Annotated in this window: 20 protein-coding genes; 18 read left to right on the top strand and 2 right to left on the bottom strand. The window is 36.4% G+C overall.

The features are described 5' to 3' along the window. The first annotated feature begins 61 nt into the window (after window positions 1-61). The 13 genes from TR08_RS09375 to TR08_RS09315 all read left to right on the top strand — a co-directional run bounded on the left by TR08_RS09375 (window position 62) and on the right by TR08_RS09315 (window position 11,258). Complete coding sequence (locus tag TR08_RS09375) at window positions 62-1,024, top strand: PstS family phosphate ABC transporter substrate-binding protein (protein ID WP_045517641.1); 963 nt, start codon at window positions 62-64, stop codon at window positions 1,022-1,024. Between the two features lie 60 nt (window positions 1,025-1,084). Next, window positions 1,085-2,050 carry a phosphate ABC transporter permease subunit PstC gene (gene pstC / locus TR08_RS09370; protein WP_045517639.1) on the top strand — a complete coding sequence of 322 codons (966 nt, stop codon included), beginning with the start codon at window positions 1,085-1,087 and terminating at the stop codon, window positions 2,048-2,050. Further along, entirely contained in the window at window positions 2,050-2,928 is an 879-nt protein-coding gene (gene pstA / locus TR08_RS09365; RefSeq protein ID WP_045517637.1) for a phosphate ABC transporter permease PstA, read from the top strand. Before pstC ends, pstA begins: the two co-directional genes overlap by 1 nt. Window positions 2,929-2,953: 25 nt before the next feature. Then, the gene (gene pstB, locus TR08_RS09360) at window positions 2,954-3,754 is read left to right on the top strand and encodes a phosphate ABC transporter ATP-binding protein PstB (RefSeq protein ID WP_045517635.1); all 801 of its coding nucleotides are present in this window, start codon (window positions 2,954-2,956) and stop codon (window positions 3,752-3,754) included. 12 nt (window positions 3,755-3,766) lie between these two features. Continuing rightward, window positions 3,767-4,426, top strand: coding sequence for a phosphate signaling complex protein PhoU (gene phoU, locus TR08_RS09355; protein ID WP_045517631.1), 660 nt, complete (start codon window positions 3,767-3,769; stop codon window positions 4,424-4,426). 176 nt (window positions 4,427-4,602) lie between these two features. Beyond that, entirely contained in the window at window positions 4,603-5,286 is a 684-nt protein-coding gene (locus TR08_RS09350) for a DUF4912 domain-containing protein (protein WP_045517630.1), read from the top strand. Further along, the gene (locus tag TR08_RS09345) at window positions 5,279-6,517 is read left to right on the top strand and encodes a glycosyltransferase family 4 protein (RefSeq protein WP_045517629.1); all 1,239 of its coding nucleotides are present in this window, start codon (window positions 5,279-5,281) and stop codon (window positions 6,515-6,517) included. Before TR08_RS09350 ends, TR08_RS09345 begins: the two co-directional genes overlap by 8 nt. A 121-nt stretch (window positions 6,518-6,638) precedes the next feature. Next, the gene (gene rpmG / locus TR08_RS09340) at window positions 6,639-6,788 is read left to right on the top strand and encodes a 50S ribosomal protein L33 (protein ID WP_015594975.1); all 150 of its coding nucleotides are present in this window, start codon (window positions 6,639-6,641) and stop codon (window positions 6,786-6,788) included. A 58-nt stretch (window positions 6,789-6,846) separates the two neighbouring features. Next, window positions 6,847-7,413 (top strand): 5-formyltetrahydrofolate cyclo-ligase, encoded by a 567-nt coding sequence (locus TR08_RS09335; protein WP_045517628.1) that lies wholly within the window; start codon window positions 6,847-6,849, stop codon window positions 7,411-7,413. Then, window positions 7,410-8,201, top strand: a complete 792-nt coding sequence (locus tag TR08_RS09330; RefSeq protein ID WP_045517626.1) for a DUF92 domain-containing protein — start codon at window positions 7,410-7,412, stop codon at window positions 8,199-8,201. The genes TR08_RS09335 and TR08_RS09330 overlap by 4 nt, the downstream gene beginning before the upstream one ends. A gap of 123 nt (window positions 8,202-8,324) precedes the next feature. After that, window positions 8,325-9,275: an L-lactate dehydrogenase gene (locus TR08_RS09325; RefSeq protein WP_152597381.1), complete on the top strand. Its 951-nt coding sequence runs from the start codon at window positions 8,325-8,327 to the stop codon at window positions 9,273-9,275. 57 nt (window positions 9,276-9,332) lie between these two features. Further along, the gene (locus TR08_RS09320; protein ID WP_045517623.1) at window positions 9,333-9,539 is read left to right on the top strand and encodes a hypothetical protein; all 207 of its coding nucleotides are present in this window, start codon (window positions 9,333-9,335) and stop codon (window positions 9,537-9,539) included. Between the two features lie 147 nt (window positions 9,540-9,686). Next, window positions 9,687-11,258 carry a rhomboid family intramembrane serine protease gene (locus tag TR08_RS09315; protein WP_370576289.1) on the top strand — a complete coding sequence of 524 codons (1,572 nt, stop codon included), beginning with the start codon at window positions 9,687-9,689 and terminating at the stop codon, window positions 11,256-11,258. Here TR08_RS09315 and TR08_RS09310 read toward each other — a convergent pair. After that, window positions 11,221-12,078 (bottom strand): hypothetical protein, encoded by an 858-nt coding sequence (locus TR08_RS09310; RefSeq protein ID WP_045517621.1) that lies wholly within the window; start codon window positions 12,076-12,078, stop codon window positions 11,221-11,223. The two genes, TR08_RS09315 and TR08_RS09310, sit on opposite strands and share 38 nt — an antisense overlap. 194 nt (window positions 12,079-12,272) lie before the next feature. On the opposite strand from TR08_RS09310, the gene TR08_RS09305 reads away from it, so the two are divergent. The 4 genes from TR08_RS09305 (at window position 12,273) to TR08_RS09290 (ending at window position 16,090) form a co-directional block, all read left to right on the top strand. Further along, window positions 12,273-12,485: a YqgQ family protein gene (locus TR08_RS09305; RefSeq protein WP_045517619.1), complete on the top strand. Its 213-nt coding sequence runs from the start codon at window positions 12,273-12,275 to the stop codon at window positions 12,483-12,485. A gap of 5 nt (window positions 12,486-12,490) precedes the next feature. Continuing rightward, the gene (locus tag TR08_RS09300) at window positions 12,491-13,465 is read left to right on the top strand and encodes an ROK family glucokinase (protein WP_045517618.1); all 975 of its coding nucleotides are present in this window, start codon (window positions 12,491-12,493) and stop codon (window positions 13,463-13,465) included. Window positions 13,466-13,564: 99 nt separating this feature from the next. Continuing rightward, the gene (locus TR08_RS09295; RefSeq protein ID WP_045517616.1) at window positions 13,565-14,752 is read left to right on the top strand and encodes a M14 family metallopeptidase; all 1,188 of its coding nucleotides are present in this window, start codon (window positions 13,565-13,567) and stop codon (window positions 14,750-14,752) included. A gap of 195 nt (window positions 14,753-14,947) precedes the next feature. After that, the gene (locus TR08_RS09290; RefSeq protein WP_052427398.1) at window positions 14,948-16,090 is read left to right on the top strand and encodes a hypothetical protein; all 1,143 of its coding nucleotides are present in this window, start codon (window positions 14,948-14,950) and stop codon (window positions 16,088-16,090) included. A gap of 37 nt (window positions 16,091-16,127) precedes the next feature. Here TR08_RS09290 and TR08_RS30900 read toward each other — a convergent pair whose 3' ends face one another. Beyond that, on the bottom strand, window positions 16,128-16,304 hold the full coding sequence (locus TR08_RS30900; protein ID WP_045517614.1) for a DUF2759 domain-containing protein: 177 nt from the start codon (window positions 16,302-16,304) through the stop codon (window positions 16,128-16,130). Between the two features lie 198 nt (window positions 16,305-16,502). On the opposite strand from TR08_RS30900, the gene TR08_RS09280 reads away from it, so the two are divergent. Continuing rightward, window positions 16,503-17,141, top strand: coding sequence for an MBL fold metallo-hydrolase (locus tag TR08_RS09280; RefSeq protein WP_045517612.1), 639 nt, complete (start codon window positions 16,503-16,505; stop codon window positions 17,139-17,141). Window positions 17,142-17,287 lie beyond the last annotated feature (146 nt).

Genomic DNA, 17,287 nt, shown 5'->3' with positions numbered 1-17,287 from the left:
TTAATCTTGTAAGGAAAACGAACACACTACACAAACCAAATTTCATAGGGGGAATTAAGCAATGAAAAGCTTTAAGAAAATAGCACTAACAGCAATGATGACTGGTGTGCTAGCAATCACTGCAGCTTGTGGTGCACAAGGAACTGAAGGCAACAAAGAACAAGCTGGCGAAGAAGCAAAGCAACTTCAAGGTGAAATTAAAATAGACGGTTCATCTACAGTTTTCCCAATCATGGAAGCAGTTGTTGAAGAATATGGAATGGTACAACCTAATGTTAAAGTCCCAGTTGGATCATCTGGAACTGGAGGCGGTTTTGAAGCATTTATCGCTGGTGAAACTGAACTAAGTAATGCATCTCGTCCAATTAAAGATGAAGAAGCAGCAGCTCTTAAAGAAAAAGGTATTGATTATACTGAATTACAATTAGCATATGATGGTCTTTCAGTTGTAGTAAATAAAGATAATGACTGGGTAGAAAGCTTAACAATCGAAGACTTACAGAAAATCTGGATCGAAGATGGAACAACTAAAAAATGGTCTGATATCAATCCAGAATGGCCAGATGAAGAAATCAAATTATATTCACCTGGAACAGATTCAGGGACTTTCGATTATTTCGATGAAGTAATTCTTGATGGAAAACCTATCGTTGAAAAAGCAACCCTTTCTGAAGATGACAATACACTAGTACAAGGTGTTCAAGGTGATAAAAATGCTATTGGTTACTTTGGATATGCTTATTATGCAGAAAATAAAGATACTTTAAAAATTGTTGCAATTGATGGTGGAGAAGGTCCTGTAGAGCCAACTAATGAAACAATTGAATCTGGAGAATATGCTCCTCTATCACGTCCGTTATTCACTTATGTTAAAAACTCTGCTATTAAAGATCAAGAAGAAGTATATGATTTCGTGAAGTTTCTATTAGAAAATGCCGGAACATTATCTGAAGATGTTGGATATGTAAAATTACCTGATGAAGAGTATACAAAGCAACTTGAAACATTAGAAACTCTTAAGTAAGAATTAGTATAATTTTATAGGTGAGAAGCATAAAAATATGCTTCTCATCTTGTCATTGGAATGAAAGGGGTTTTCAAATTGGACACTCAAAAAACTAATTCATTCTCTGTTCAGAAAATGATTCAAGAGAAGAAAAAAAGGAAGAGCGCTGGAGGTATTACTGAAAAAATTATGCCTTATATTTTGTTCCTCACAGCGGCCGTTTCTGTTTTGACAACGATTGGCATTGTTCTTACGCTCATTTTTGAGACATTTTTATTTTTCGATGCCGTATCGATTAAGGAATTTTTTACCGCTAAAAAATGGTATCCTTTTTCCGAAACCAATGGATCATTCGGTATTCTGCCATTAATAATGGGGACGTTAAAGGTAACTGTAATAGCTGCTATTGTTGCTGTTCCAATCGGATTGGCTTCAGCCATTTATTTGAGTGAGTATGCGTCAGATCGAGCTCGCAGAATTATTAAACCGATATTAGAAGTGTTAGCTGGAATCCCAACAATTGTTTATGGTTTTTTTGCGCTAACCTTTGTTACTCCAATATTACGTGAAATCATTCCATCCCTTGAAATTTTTAATGCTTTAAGCCCTGGTATTGTAATAGGAATCATGATTACACCGATGATTGCTTCACTCTCAGAGGATGCGATGACTTCGGTTCCAAATGCAATGCGTGAAGGTGCACTTGCATTAGGGGCGACTAAATTTGAAGTAGCTATTAAAGTCGTCTTGCCAGCTGCGATTTCAGGAATCGTTGCCTCTATTGTATTAGGTATCTCACGAGCAATCGGTGAAACAATGATTGTAGCAGTAGCTGGGGGTTCAACACCGAATCTTGAGTGGAATTTGACAGGCTCGATTCAAACGATGACTGCTTATATTGTCCAAGTAAGCCAAGGTGATGCAGGTTATGGTACGACGATCTACTATAGCATTTATGCAGTTGGTATGACATTATTTGTATTTACATTGGTGATGAATTTATTAGCACAATATATCACCCGTCGTTTTAGGGAGGAGTATTAATGAAATTAATTAATCATGAATCCGTTGTAAAGCGGATGAAACCAAGATTATCTAAAAATTCAATTTCAAAGTGGATATTTTTTGCTTTAACCATGTTTGTATTATTAATATTAGGAGTATTATTATATCGGATATTCTCTCAAGGACTTGGCTATTTAGATTTGCAATTTTTACAAAGTCTTCCTTCAAGGAAGCCTGAAAATGCAGGTGTTTATGCTGCGTTAATTGGTACCATTTGGCTCATGGCTGTTGTTACACCTGTTTCATTACTGCTAGGTGTAGGTACTGCTATCTATCTCGAGGAATATGCAAAAGATAATGCGATAACAAATTTTATAAAAGTTAATATCTCTAATCTTGCGGGTGTCCCGTCTATTGTTTTCGGATTACTCGGTTTAACAATATTCGTACGTGCACTAGCACTTGGGACAAGTGTCCTAGCTGCGGGACTTACCATGAGTCTTCTTGTTTTACCAGTCATTATTGTAGCTTCACAAGAAGCGATTCGCGCAGTGCCTAATCAATTAAGAGAGGCTTCATTTGGATTAGGGGCTACAAAATGGCAGACAATTGTTCGAATTGTTCTTCCTGCTGCAATTCCAGGAATACTTACAGGCGGAATTTTGGCTCTTTCTCGGGCAATCGGAGAAACAGCACCGCTTGTTGTCCTTGGAATGCCTTTATTCCTTGCATTTTTACCAAAAACATTATTAGATAGTATGACTGTATTACCTTTACAAATTTACAATTGGACAGGTCGTCCTCAAGTTGAGTTTCATGCTTTAGCTGCAGCAGGTATTATCGTTTTACTTGTAATGTTAATTATCATGAATTCGATTGCTGTTTTAATTCGAAATAAATTCCAGAAGAGATATTAAGGCTATGATAGGGAGGCAAACTACTATGGAAACAACAACAGCCACTGCAAAAATTATTAATCCACAAGAAAAACAAATTGTATATAAAACAAGCGACTTAGATTTATGGTACGGTGAGAATCAAGCGCTAAAGAAAATAAACCTAGATATTATGGAAAATGAAGTTACGGCTATTATCGGCCCTTCAGGTTGTGGAAAATCAACGTATATTAAGACATTAAATCGTATGATTGAACTAGTACCAGGTGTTAGAACCTCAGGTGAAATTCTCTATCGAGGAAGAAATATTCTCGATAAATCCTACCAAGTAGAAGAATTGAGAACAAAGGTTGGTATGGTGTTTCAAAAGCCAAATCCATTTCCGAAATCAATTTATGAAAATGTTGCGTACGGTCCAAAAATTCATGGTATACGCGATAAAAAAATCCTAGATCAAATAGTTGAAAAAAGCTTAAGAGGGGCGGCCATTTGGGATGAAGTAAAGGATCGACTTAACCAAAATGCTTACGGTTTATCAGGCGGACAGCAACAACGTCTTTGTATCGCTCGCTGTCTTGCGATTGAACCGGATGTCATATTAATGGATGAACCAACTTCTGCACTAGATCCGATTTCAACTTTAAAAGTTGAGGAACTTGTACAGGAATTGAAGAAGGAATTTAGTATTATTATCGTTACTCATAACATGCAGCAGGCTGCGCGTATATCTAAGAAAACTGCTTTCTTTTTGAATGGAGAAGTGATAGAATTTTCAGAAACTAATAAAATCTTCTCTACTCCTAAAGATAAAAGGACCGAGGACTATATTACAGGAAGATTTGGATGATGAGGTGAAGAGATGAGTACGAGATCAAAATTTGATAGTAAATTAATAGGCTTAAAAGAAAAGTTGTTAGAGATGGAAAGATTAGCTGAGCAAGCAGTTCGAGAATCACTCAGCGCCCTTATTAATCACGATATTGAAAAGGCAAATCAGGTTATCGAGGGTGATAATGCCATTGACAAGTTGGAACATGAAATTCACGACATGGCATTGTTATTGATTGCAAGAGAATCACCGGTCGCCAAAGATTTGAGAACACTTAATGTAGCACTAAAGGTTTCATCTGAAGTGGAGCGAATGGCAGACATGGCGGTAAATATAGCAAAAGCGGCTATTCATATTGGAAATGAAAAGCATTTTAAAGAAATCCTGGATATTCCAAAAATGATGGATCAAGCCCTTGAAATGGTATCTATGTCCATTAAGGCGTATGTAGACGAAGATGTTATGCTTGCACAGAAATGTGCTGAAAAAGATGATGAAGTGGATAATATGTTTGGGAAATTAGTTCATGAACTTATTAGCATGGTTCCAGACAACCCCAATGCTACAAACCAGATCATTCAACTTTCTTTTGTTTGCAGGTTTATTGAAAGAATTGCCGACCATTCAACGAATATAGCGGAGAATGTCATCTACTTAGTGACAGGTAAAAAATTCAATTTAAATGAGTAGAATTAATAGGTAACCCCAAGATGAGACTTAAATAATTAGGTCTCATCTTTTTTATTTTTCGACAAAATACGTTTATTGTGCAGTTCGCTTACTGATGTTACCATTAATATTATCTATGAATGAATATTTAGAATACTTTTGCATATGTTATGTGTTTGCGGAAATGGAGGATAACTATGATTGAAGAAATTATTAAACTAAGAGAGGATGGTTTATCGTTCCGAAAAATCGCCTCACAATTAAATACTACGGTTGGAAGAGTTCAATATAGATGGAATAAATATGTAAATAAACAGGAGAATCAAAGAGAAGATTTTTCTGTTGAAGAGAAACCCCAAAAGGAAGACAAGGTTTTAAATCAGCCATCTAGCGAATATTCTCCAATAAAAGGCGAACTCCAGGTAAAACTAGTTACCCCAAGAAAGGTAATAGTCTATTGGGAGGCATCAAAAATCTCAGAGAAAGTCATCTCTTTATTTTATAATAGACGATTTGAGGAATTGGTCCACATCGTCAGAATTTATGATGTAACGGATATTATTTTCACGGGAAAAAATGCTCATCATTACTATGATATTACGGTACCCTATAACAAGGGCCATTGGTTTATTAAAGGATTGACAGCGAATCGGTGCTATATAGCAGAATTAGGTGTTAAATTTAAGGATAATAATTTTTTTCCAGTCCTTCGCTCAAATTTAGTTCAAACCCCGGCTTTGGGAAATTTAAATGGGGGCGAAATTTATAATAATTTAGTTCATGATCAACAGATTGATCATTCTTCACCTAAATGGATTGATCATGTAAGTACCTACAGCTATTACGGAGAATCAAAAAATATGGGGCAGAAAAATGGATGATAAAGTAATTAACGAAATAACCGAGAAGCATTCCTGCGACTGGCAATTAAAAATTCTTATTCTAACATGGGAATACCCTCCCAATGTTGTAGGCGGGCTCTCTAGGCATGTCTATGGTCTTTCTATTCATTTGACCCAATTAGGTCACGAGGTCCATGTAGTTACCGCAGGGAATGGCGGTCACCCTCCCTATGAGGTAATCAATGGTGTTCATGTCCATCGTGTGACTCCACTCAACAGCCAAGACGATAATTTTCTCTCTTGGATTGCTGGTCTGAATCTAGCAATGAGTTTTAAAGGTGAAAAAATAGCAGATGATATAAAGTTTGATATCGTCCATGCACATGATTGGCTAGTAGGAACTTCTGCAATTACATTAAAAGAAGTCCTATCTATTCCATTATTATCTACGATACATGCGACAGAGCATGGTAGGAATAATGGAATTCATACAGACATGCAGCGGTTCATCCATGAAAAAGAACTTCAGTTAATTACGGAATCAGACCAAGTAATTGTGTGCAGTAACTATATGAGAGAAGAATTATTAACAAACTTCCATTTATCAGATAAAAAAATGACGACTATACCAAACGGGATTGAACAGGATGATGTTAAAGTAGATCCAAATGAGATCTATCCATTCATAAAGAATAGAAAGTATATTTTTTCTGTGGGCAGAATCGTAAAGGAAAAAGGATTTGAGACAATAATTGAGGCAGCAGAAGCAGCAAAGGAAAGTGGAATGGATATCTATTTTGTTATTGCTGGCAAGGGGCCAATGCTTGAAAGATATCGTAAGATGGTAATGGAACAACAATTAGATCATTACGTTGCTTTTATTGGCTACGTTTCAGACGAGCAAAGAAATGCATTGTTAGTAAATAGTGAAATAGCTGTTTTTCCTAGTTTGTACGAACCCTTCGGAATTGTGGCTCTTGAAGCAATGATTCTTGCTAAACCAACAATCGTTTCAGAAACCGGCGGGTTAAAAGGAATTGTCTTGCATAGGCAAACTGGTTTGCTTATGGTTCCAGGAGATGCCGATAGTCTCCTTAACAATATTGACTTCTTTTTGCAAGACCCTCATAGAGCAAAAGAGATTGGCATTAAAGGAATGCAAATTGTTAAGAGCTTATATGGATGGAAACGAATTGCATCTCAAACAGTAATAGTAATGGAAGATACTCTGTTAAATAAACGGGCAAATATGAATGAAAAGGCAAGATAGTCTGGTGTAAATTGATTGAAAAAAGACCTTTTAAAAAACACACTAGCATTTCCTTTTGAAAAATGATATTATAGAAAAGTCGTATGAACGAACTAGCTTAATCGTTTGGAGGGAAATTGACATGCGTGTAAATATTACGTTAGCTTGCACTGAGTGTGGAGATCGTAACTATATTTCAACAAAAAATAAACGTAACAACCCTGATCGTCTTGAGCTTAAGAAATATTGCCCAAGAGAAAAGCGTACAACAGCACACCGTGAAACAAAATAAGCAGTAGGGCTTCCTGCTGCTTTTTTTGTTGTAAAAAAATAAGGAGATCATCATTTACATGAATGAAAAAAATATTATACGTAAAGAAATGAAAGAGAGTCTTTCGCTACTTTCTAAACCTTATTATGAACATTATTCCTATAAAATTGCTAATACTCTATATAAACATGAAGACTGGATAAATGCCAAAGTTATCGGGATTACGATTTCGAAGGAACCAGAAGTCGATACATATCAAATTATTCGAAGAGCGTGGGAGTCAGGAAAAGAGGTTGTCACACCGAAGTGTCATCCAAAGGAAAAGATTTTATCCTTTCATAAAATAACCCAATTTTCGCAGCTTGAATCTGTTTTTTATGGTTTACTTGAACCCATAAAAGAGCAGACGACGGAGATAAAGCCTGAAGATATCGATCTGTTAATTGTGCCTGGTTTGGTTTATACAAGAGAAGGATACCGGTTGGGCTTTGGTGGAGGATACTATGATCGCTATCTACCCAATTTTGATGGAAAAACAATATCCCTTGCCTTTCACTTCCAGGTTATTCCACAGTTTCCTATAGAAAAGCATGATATTCCAGTCTCGAAAATTATTACAAATGACGAGGTAATAAATATAAAATGATTCAAAATCTTATCATAATCACAATTATTTCATTTGGTGGTTTTGCTGGTTATTTGGAACGTTCATTAAGTAGTAATGGGGCTATTGCAGCAGTATTTGTTGGAGTCGCTGTGTATTTCGGGTTTGGTGTAAAAGGTCTTCTCCTTCTTGGATTATTCTTTACAACATCCAGCTTATGGTCGAAATATAAAAGCTCAGCAAAAAAAGAAATTGAAGAAAAATTAGCAAAGGGAGCTACTAGAGATTGGCGACAGGTGATCGCTAATGGTGGTTTTGCTGCATTACTAAGTATTATCTATTATTTTCAACAGGACATAGTTTGGCTGATTGGTTTTATAGTTTGCCTTGCTAGTTCAAATTCAGATACCTGGGCTTCAGAAATTGGTACCTTAAGTAAAAGAAAACCTGTTTACATACGTACATTTAAGCCAATAGAAAAAGGAACATCTGGAGCCATCAGTTTGTTAGGGACTACTGCTGCCATATTTGGTTCCATGCTAATAGCTTTTTCGGGTGCTTGGCTTTTTCATTTGCAAATATTCGACTTCTTCATTATTTTCTTATTCGGTTTTTTAGGTAATATTATTGATACTTTATTTGGTGCCTATTATCAACAGGTTTATATTTGCAATAAATGTGGAATCGAAACGGAGAAAAAAGTCCATTGCCAAACGGCAGCAAAAAGAATAAAAGGGTATCATATAGTGGATAATGATATGGTGAATTTTTTGTCTGGATTTATTGCTGCTCTGTTAGCAATGTTCGTCATTTACTTTGTAACAAAATAGTTATAAAGATAACGATTTCATACTTTGATTAATACTGATAAAAGTTTGAGAAATAATGTACAATTAAATTGTCATATTGTTCCTTTATTAATAGTAAATACTCACTATTCCCGAGGAGGAAAAATTATGGTAAAAGTAAACAGAGTTGTCCTGGTTGGAACAGGTTTTGTTGGCTCAAGCTATGCCTTTGCTTTATTAAATCAAGGAATAACAGAAGAACTAGTATTAGTGGATTTAAATGAAGCAAAAGCTGAAGGGGACGCAATGGATTTAAATCATGGTTTACCATTTGCGCCTTCACGCACCAAAATTTGGTATGGGAGCTACTCAGATTGTGATCAAGCTGACCTAGTTGTGATCACGGCTGGTGCTAACCAAAAGCCAGGTGAAACACGTCTGGACCTCGTAGAAAAGAACACCAATATATTTAAAGGTATAGTGGAACAAATAATGGCAAGTGGTTTTGATGGTATTTTCCTAGTTGCAACGAATCCGGTTGATATCTTAACGTATGCTGTATGGAAATTTTCTGGACTTCCAAAGGAACGGGTAATTGGCTCGGGTACGATTTTAGATACAGCTCGATTCCGCTTTTTATTGGGGCAGTATTATGATGTTGATACACGTAACGTTCACGCCTACATCATTGGGGAGCATGGAGACACGGAACTTCCAGTGTGGAGCCACGCGGATATTGCCGGAATGAAAATTTCCGAGTGGACAAATAAACATGAAACGAACCAAGAAGACCTAGATAATATTTTTATCAATGTTCGAGATGCAGCCTATCATATTATTGAGCGAAAAGGTGCCACGTATTATGGAATTGCGATGGGGCTCGTTCGGTTGACAAAAGCGATATTACGAAATGAAAATTCAGTATTAACTGTCTCTGCATATTTAGATGGGGAATATGGGCATAAAGACGTTTATATTGGGGTGCCTGCCGTGGTAAATCGCAGTGGAATCAGAGAAGTCGTTGAACTTGATCTGAATAAGAAAGAAAAAGAAAAATTCTCGAACTCAGTAAAGGTACTAAAGGAAACAATGGTTCCGGTGTTAAGTAAGTACTGAAAAAGTGTTGGATAAAAACAGACTCCTACTCACACAATATGAGTAGGAGGGATGATAATGTCTCGTATGTTGACATCCATATTTATGATTGGATCAATTGGCTATTTTGCATTCCGCTTTAGATATCGGATTATTAACCTTTTACTCAGGTCAGGCTGGATGCGGCGATTTGCGGTAGGCTCAATTATGAGCTTTCCGGGCGTGAAAAATAAAATGATGCAGACTGTATTTGGAGGACCAGCTGAAAGACCATCTGAATGGTGAAAGCCACAGATGGTTTTTTTTGTTGAAAAAACGCCAATGCTATCATCTTGTTTAATCATTATTAGACATGATAATCGTTTATAATGAAAGAAACTAGTGAAAAATGGATAAAAAATAATTATGACTAGGAAGTCCTAATAGAAAGTAGTGGGGGTATTGAACAATAAAGAGGATTACGTCTTTTGGAGATTAGCCTATTTCTTCGTTTCGGAGCAAGGCTACCGGATTATTCAATTATTTGAAAATCAAAAAGAATTATGGCTCGAAAGACTTGAAAATAAAAAGGCTCCAATCGTTCGGTTGTTACGACAGGATTTAGATTGGAGCAACTCTATGCAAAGAGATATAGAATTTACAGCTTCTAATGGTGAAAAGGTTCGAAAACAGGTCGGTCGTGGGGAGCTTACAGTAGTAAATATTTACATTAGTCAATTTCCTCCTGTTGATGAGTACGAATACAGGTTGGAACGTCCATTTACTTTTCCGCAGGGAAACAAAACGAGTGTTAGCTCTGTATTATTAACGAGTGACCAATACGAGTCAGGATTTAAAGCTTTATCAGCAAAACTAGAAAGGGAAGTCTCCTTTCCCATTCATGATGAGTATTCAGAGCAAGATGTTAACGCTCAAAAAAAAGCAACGTTAGATTTTGCAATCCAAATGGCAAAGAAAGAAAAAGAAATATTTACGAATGGAAAGCCATTTTTTACATACTTATTTATGATTGTTCAGGTGGCTGTTTTTTTATTGTTAGAGCTAAAAGGGGGAAGTACAAATACTTCTACACTGATCAAATATGGGGCTAAGTTTAATCCGTATATCATTGAAGGAGAATGGTGGAGATTTATTACACCCATTTTCCTGCATATTGGATTTTTACATATAGCGATGAACACCATGGCTTTGTTTTTTTTAGGTCCAGCAGTGGAAAGAATCTTTGGAAATATCCGGTTTTTATTTATCTACCTTTTTGCGGGTATATCAGGGGTCATAGCCAGTTTTATCTTTAGCCCAAATATCTCTGCAGGGGCTAGTGGAGCAATATTTGGCTGTTTTGGAGCACTGCTTTATTTTGCCCTTATTTACCCGAGGCTTTTTTTTCGAACAATGGGACCAAGTGTTATAACGGTACTAGTCTTTAATTTAATATTTGGCTTCACCGTATCAATTGTAGATAACGCTGGACATTTAGGTGGAATAGCTGGTGGCTTTCTTGCAGCAGGTATCGTGAATTTCCCTAAAAAGAAAAAGCCATTCTTACAGGTACTATTTTTGATGGTATCTGCAGCTATTGTTTACGGCTCCCTATTCTATGGATTTCAGCAATCCGAAACTGGTGGGAATGAAAGCGCCACTATGATGTTAGCTCAAGAATATATTAAACAGGAGAACTATGAACAAGCATATGACGTATTAACCAAATACGTGGAGAAATCTGGTCAACCATCTGCAGAAGTATATTTTGCGTTATCTTTTATTGAAATTAAGCTGGGTACGCTTAATGAAGCGAAATCACATCTGCTTAAGGTGATAGAATTGGATCCAGATTTACCAGAAGCATACTACAATCTTGCCTTAATCTATCTAGAGGAAAATGACATCATGAAAGCAAGAGAGAATGCTAAAAGGGCTGCAGAAATAAAACCAAGTCAACAGGAATACGCTGAATTGGTTCAGGAACTTAATCGACTGCTCCCATCATCTGGCGAAGGAGAATAGGTTCACCCGAACTCGTTTCGGTTAATACAAGTAGATGTGTTTTATCCGTTGCGATTAAAATAAGCGGAAGGGTACTGCCTTTGGGGTTTGCACTAGTACCGTCTGCTTTTTTTATTCCGAGAATATAGTTTTTATATAAGCCCTCCCAAAGGTTGCCTACAATCCGGGCAGTCTCTGATTTTGTAAAACCTGGTAATACATCCTTTGCCAGTTCATTAAATTGGCTGAGGGGATAAGCCTGATAGTTTTTCAAATTTATCGAAAAATGGCGCAACCCTTTGTTCCAGCTAAGCTGCAGCATTCTTTGGGTATGTTCGTCCAGCTGTTTCTTCCATTTATTTTCATCTTCAGTTTTAGCTGACTTAAATGAATGACTAGGTTTCACGAAGTAAAATTGATCCGATGACATAGATTGTGAGCTGAAAATTTGATCTTCATTTTCATGAAGCTCTGCATAGTGAAAAGTAATGGCTTGTAAAAGTGCACTTTTATCAATAGTGATTCTTTTTTCCTGTTCAAGCACTGCCGTATTTTGTTTCCAATTCCAAAGTTCATCTAGTAGACGGCCGTTGGCATATAACAGGGCTGCATCCTGCCTTAAGTAGGCTTTACGATCCAAAGTCGAATGTTCCTTCCAAAGGATCGTATTTGCTGGTTTATCCATTAGTGTAAGTTTGGTCTGTAAGGATTTGAAGGTTACCTTTGGGTCAATAGGGAAGTACGTAATACTTTCCTGTGCCTTCGGAGTAGTATACTGATATATTCCAAAAGCAAGAATGAGGAAGATTGATACTCCTAGCACCAAATAGATTTTTTTCATCTGATCCCATCCTTCTGTTTTACTAGTAAGAGTGTATAGTAGTTATATTATTGTTATATGGGAACAACTGGCTGGACATGCCAGAATTTTGCATGATCATGGATTCATAGAAAGAACATCTTGAGGGTGGTATAGGCTTAAGGTATACTTTTAATGTAATGTTTCTCATTCTTTAGGTAAGAGGGCTAAATGAAATGAAGTCTATTTATGAAATTCAACAATTTTTAAAGCAATTTGGAACGATTATTTATATTGGTGATCGAGTAGCTGACCTAGAATTAATGGAGTCAGAATTAAAAGATTTGTATCATGCTCAGCTAATTGAACCGAAAGAATATTCGACTGCATTGTTAATTTTAAGACACGAAATAAGATTCTTAAGAGAAAAAGAAGAAGAAGATAGGTGATTACAATGGCAGAACAATGGATAGTGGGAGTGGACCTTGGAGGGACAACTACCAAATTGGCTTTTATTAATATGAACGGGGAAATCCTGCATAAGTGGGAAATTCCTACTGATAACTCGAACGAAGGTCAAAATATTACGACGAACATTTCAAATACAATCGATCAAAAACTAGTAGAACTAAAAGAACAGAAATCCAAATTAATTGGAATTGGTATGGGGGCACCTGGACCAATAAATTATGAGACGGGTGTTGTCTTAAATGTCGTTAATTTGGGGTGGAAGGATAACTTTCCTTTACAAGAAAGTTTGCATTCACTAACAGAATTGCCTGTTGTAATCGAAAACGATGCTAACTGTGCAGCATTAGGTGAAATGTGGAATGGTGCCGGTAAGGGTGCAAGAGACCTAGTGTGTGTGACACTCGGAACGGGTGTAGGCGGTGGAGTAATCGCTAATGGTAATATTGTTCGAGGTATAAACGGTGCAGCTGGGGAGATAGGTCATATAACGTCTATACCGTTTGGCGGTGCCCCTTGTAACTGTGGAAAGTCTGGCTGTCTTGAAACCATTGCTTCGGCAACTGGTATTGTTCGACTAGCTGAGAATGAACTTCCAAAAGCTGAAGCAAAGGGGCAGCTCGCCGTAATCTTTGCTGAAAATGGGAAAGTTACAGCAAAGGATGTTTTTGATAGTGCTCGTAATGGTGATGAACTGGCTAAAAAACTGTTAGATGAAGTAGCCTTTCATTTAGGATTTGTTCTGGCGAATATTGCGAATACAGTGAACCCGGAAATGATCGTTCTTGGTGGAGGAGTTTCTCGGGCTGGTGATATTTTATTAGACTCAGTAAAAGTGAATTTTTCTATGTTTGCTTTTTCAGCGGCTAGAGATTCTACAAATCTTGCGTTGGCAACACTAGGAAATGATGCTGGAGTAATTGGTGCGGCATGGCTAATAAAAAATAAACTAAACCTATAAGGAAATAACGAATAAACCTGCAATCAATTGCAGGTTTTGTTTTGCTCATTTTCTACTGTCTTTCGTCATATGATTTTTATGATGGAAGGAGGAAGAAATATGGAGGTTAGAGTCCGGGAAGGTGACTCCTACGCGTATTATGGTCGATTGTTTATGGTTCCACTTGAACTCATTATCGATTCAAACGAGAACGTAAATCCATCTAATTTGAAAACTGGTACAAAAATAATGATACCAGGCTATGTATCCATTCCATACACAATAAAAGAAGAGGATACTTTATGGAAAATTGGAAATGCAAAAAATTTATCGATTGACGCCATGATGATACTAAATCAAATGCAAAATCCTAATAAATTAACAACGGGTGAAACCCTCTATTTACCTGAACGTATTACACAGCAACATGTTAGTTCGAAATTACCTTATGGTTCAGAGATCTTAATGAAGCAATTGAAAACTCTAAAGAAGTTATATCCATTTATTAATGTGGATACTGTAGGCACCAGTGTATTAGGTAATCCGATTCAAGAAATAAGAATTGGAAAGGGACTAAAAAAAGTTCATATGAATGCCTCATTTCATGCTAATGAATGGATTACAACGATGGTTCTAATGAACCTTGTTAATCAATACCTCATTTCATTAACGAATCGAAGTCCATTAAGAGGAATAAATACAATAAATTTATATAATGACACCGAATTATCTATTGTTCCAATGGTAAATCCGGACGGGGTTGACCTAGTATTAAATGGACCACCAACAAGCCGCCGAGAGGAAATAATCAATATAAATGAAGGAAGCGATGAATTCGTTCATTGGAAGGCAAATATTAGAGGGGTAGATTTAAACAATCAGTTCCCGGCGAATTGGGAGATTGAGCAGGAAAGGAAGGCACCCAAATCTCCTGCACCTAGAGATTTTCCAGGTAAGTCTTCTTTATCAGAACCAGAAGCAATAGCTATGGCAGATTTGATTAAGAAAAATCAATATGATCGAATTCTGGCTTATCATACTCAAGGTGAAGAGTTTTATTGGGGATATGAAGGGTTCGAACCTCCAGATTCTGAAGTTCTAGCAAGAGAATTCGAACGAGTGAGTGGATACAAGGCAATTCGAAACTTCGATAGTCATGCGGGATTCAAGGATTGGTATATTCAAGAGTATAAACGCCCTGGTTTCACAATAGAGCTAGGAAGGGGAATTAATCCATTGCCTTTATCTCAATTTAAGGATATTATCCAAAAAGTTGAGGGCATTTTTATAGCTTCACTTTATTTGTAAATAGTTAATTACACGACTTGTAAAATGATTTCAATGACATTAAAATAAACTATTGTGTTGGTTATTTGTTAATTAGTAAAAAAGTCGTAAAAATGCGACTTTTTTCTTATTTCTAGAATGTTACTGTTATTATTGAAACATTTTTGTAAAAAAAACGTACTAATAAATGTGAAGAAAAAAGGAGGGAGGGGGAAAATGAGACTTAACAAAAGTAATATGATCTTAAAATTCATTTTTCAAATCTTATTTTTGCTCGTTTTTGCCTCCTTTTTTAGTGCTTGTACGAATCAACAAGATGCCAAGCCCGGCCCTTCTGAAGATACTGACAAGCAAAATGTCCCGCCTTCAAAACCGGAAGAAACATGGAAACTCCCAATTGAAATACCTGAAGGTGAATTTTATAAAGTAGGCGGCTGGCTTTCTGACCATCAATTACTCTATATTACTAATCTTGAACAATCATCGTCTGTACACCTTTATAATCTTCTAACAGGTAATAGTGAGTTACTATATACGAGTGAAGTGCCCATTGTCACCTTGCAGATCAGCCCTTCAAAAAAGAATATACTTATACAAACTTCTCCTTCTACCTATGAAGGACAAGTTACCATACTTACTCCAGAGGGATCAGAAATAATAAAACAGTCTTTCACCTCATATGAATTAGCCTTTGAATGGAACCCATTAAATGAGTCTGAGATACTAATCTCCTCATTTAATGAAGATTGGACATTTCAAATGCTGCTTTTAGATATTGAACAAAGAAAAACAACGGAACTATCGATTCCTCAACCATTTATTAAATGGTTAGGAAAAGAAGAAGTTGCCTATCTAAATTGGGATGAAACGAGTCCTTCTCTCTTTGCGCCACTCTTGTTAAAAAAACTAAATTCTGAGACGGAGGAAGTAATATTTACAGATGTCCTTCAATTTGCTGCTTACCATGACATCTTAATGACTGTTACCGTCAAGGATAAGGAAAAGCTACTGGCAGCTTATACTTTTTATAATGAGAACAAACAAGAACTATTTTCTTTTTCCATTCCACATCTAACAATGTTTTCGGGATGGTTAGTTCCTTACTATGACTTTAATGAAAAAAATGGGAAATTTATTACCCTTAAGCCGCTAAAAAGTGTGGAAGCGGATGCTTACACGGAAGGCTTTGAGCTTGTAAGCTATGATATCAATAGCGGTAATAACAACAGCATTTTGCAGGGGCTGAAAAATGAACCTGTTCTTCTATCTCCTTCTGGGGAAGCTGCACTATATGGAAATCGTTTTGAAAAAATCATAAATATTAAAACAAAAGAATTATTGGAGCTCGTAGAAAAATAAAAAGACTGCCGTTTGGCAGTCTTTCAATTTTTAAAGTTTAGTGCGTTCCAGTAGGAAATCCACTTTCAATAACGGTCATAATTGCAAACCAGCCAAAAACAGCCAATGTTGCTACTGCCCAAAATGCTCCTAAGAAATTTTTATTTTTTAGGGCAGTGAAGGCACCATAAGCAGCAAGTAAGGTAACCAAAGCAAAAATAATAACTACTCCCATTAATAAAGCCCCCTTTATTAGATAATACTTGGGCTATGCCCAACAGATTTCTAAGATAGTTATGTAAGAATATTATATACATTCGATTCTTATTTTATATTCTTTTTATTCATTTGTCGAGGGCTAAAAAAGTTAGCAATGCAGCTTACATAGTGTAAAATAAAATTAATGTAAAAATAGTTGGAGGTAGTGTACGAAATGAAATGGTCTCAAATTCCCCTAGGGGTTTTACAAACAAATTGTTACATAGTTGAAAGTCCTGACAAAACCTGTTTGATTTTTGATCCAGGGAGTGAAGGGAAAAAACTAATAAAGTGGTTATCAAAAAGAGAACTCAAGCCGATTGCTATTTTCTTAACACATGCACATTTCGACCATATCGGCGCCGTTGATGAAGTAAGAGACTATTATAAAATACCTGTTTATATTCATGAAGAGGAGGAAGATTGGCTGATTGATCCTGCATTAAATGGTTCGAAGTTCTTTCAAATGCAAGAGTTAATGAAAATGAAAAAAGCCGACTATATCCTCAAAAAAGAGGAAACGATAACGATTGGTGATTTCACGTTCTCTATCTTTGAAACTCCAGGGCATTCTCCTGGGAGTGTATCGTATTACTTTGAGTCAGAGGGATTTGTTGTATCAGGTGATGCGTTATTTAAGAGCAGCATTGGTAGAACAGATCTGCCAGGAGGTAACCATAAACAACTATTGAAAAGCATTCATGAAAAATTATTGTTTTTACCTGAAGAAACAACTGTTTTATCTGGGCATGGACCTATAACCACCATTGGAGAAGAGATGGATAGTAATCCGTTTTTAAATGGGTTTTCATGATGGTATCCATAAAAAAAACCCTTCTCACTTGAGAAGGGTTTTTCTGGGAGATGGTCTTCTAATCATATAAAAAATGGGAGGGGATATAGTTAAGCTACTAAACTAACAATATAATAAAGTTTACACTATGTCAATAGTGTAAACCT

Source organism: Neobacillus niacini (assembly GCF_000759675.1).
In the GTDB taxonomy this organism is placed as follows: domain Bacteria; phylum Bacillota; class Bacilli; order Bacillales; family Cytobacillaceae; genus Neobacillus; species Neobacillus niacini_A.
Note: the sequence above shows the minus strand (reverse complement) of the source record. Positions and strands in the feature narration are given on the sequence as shown.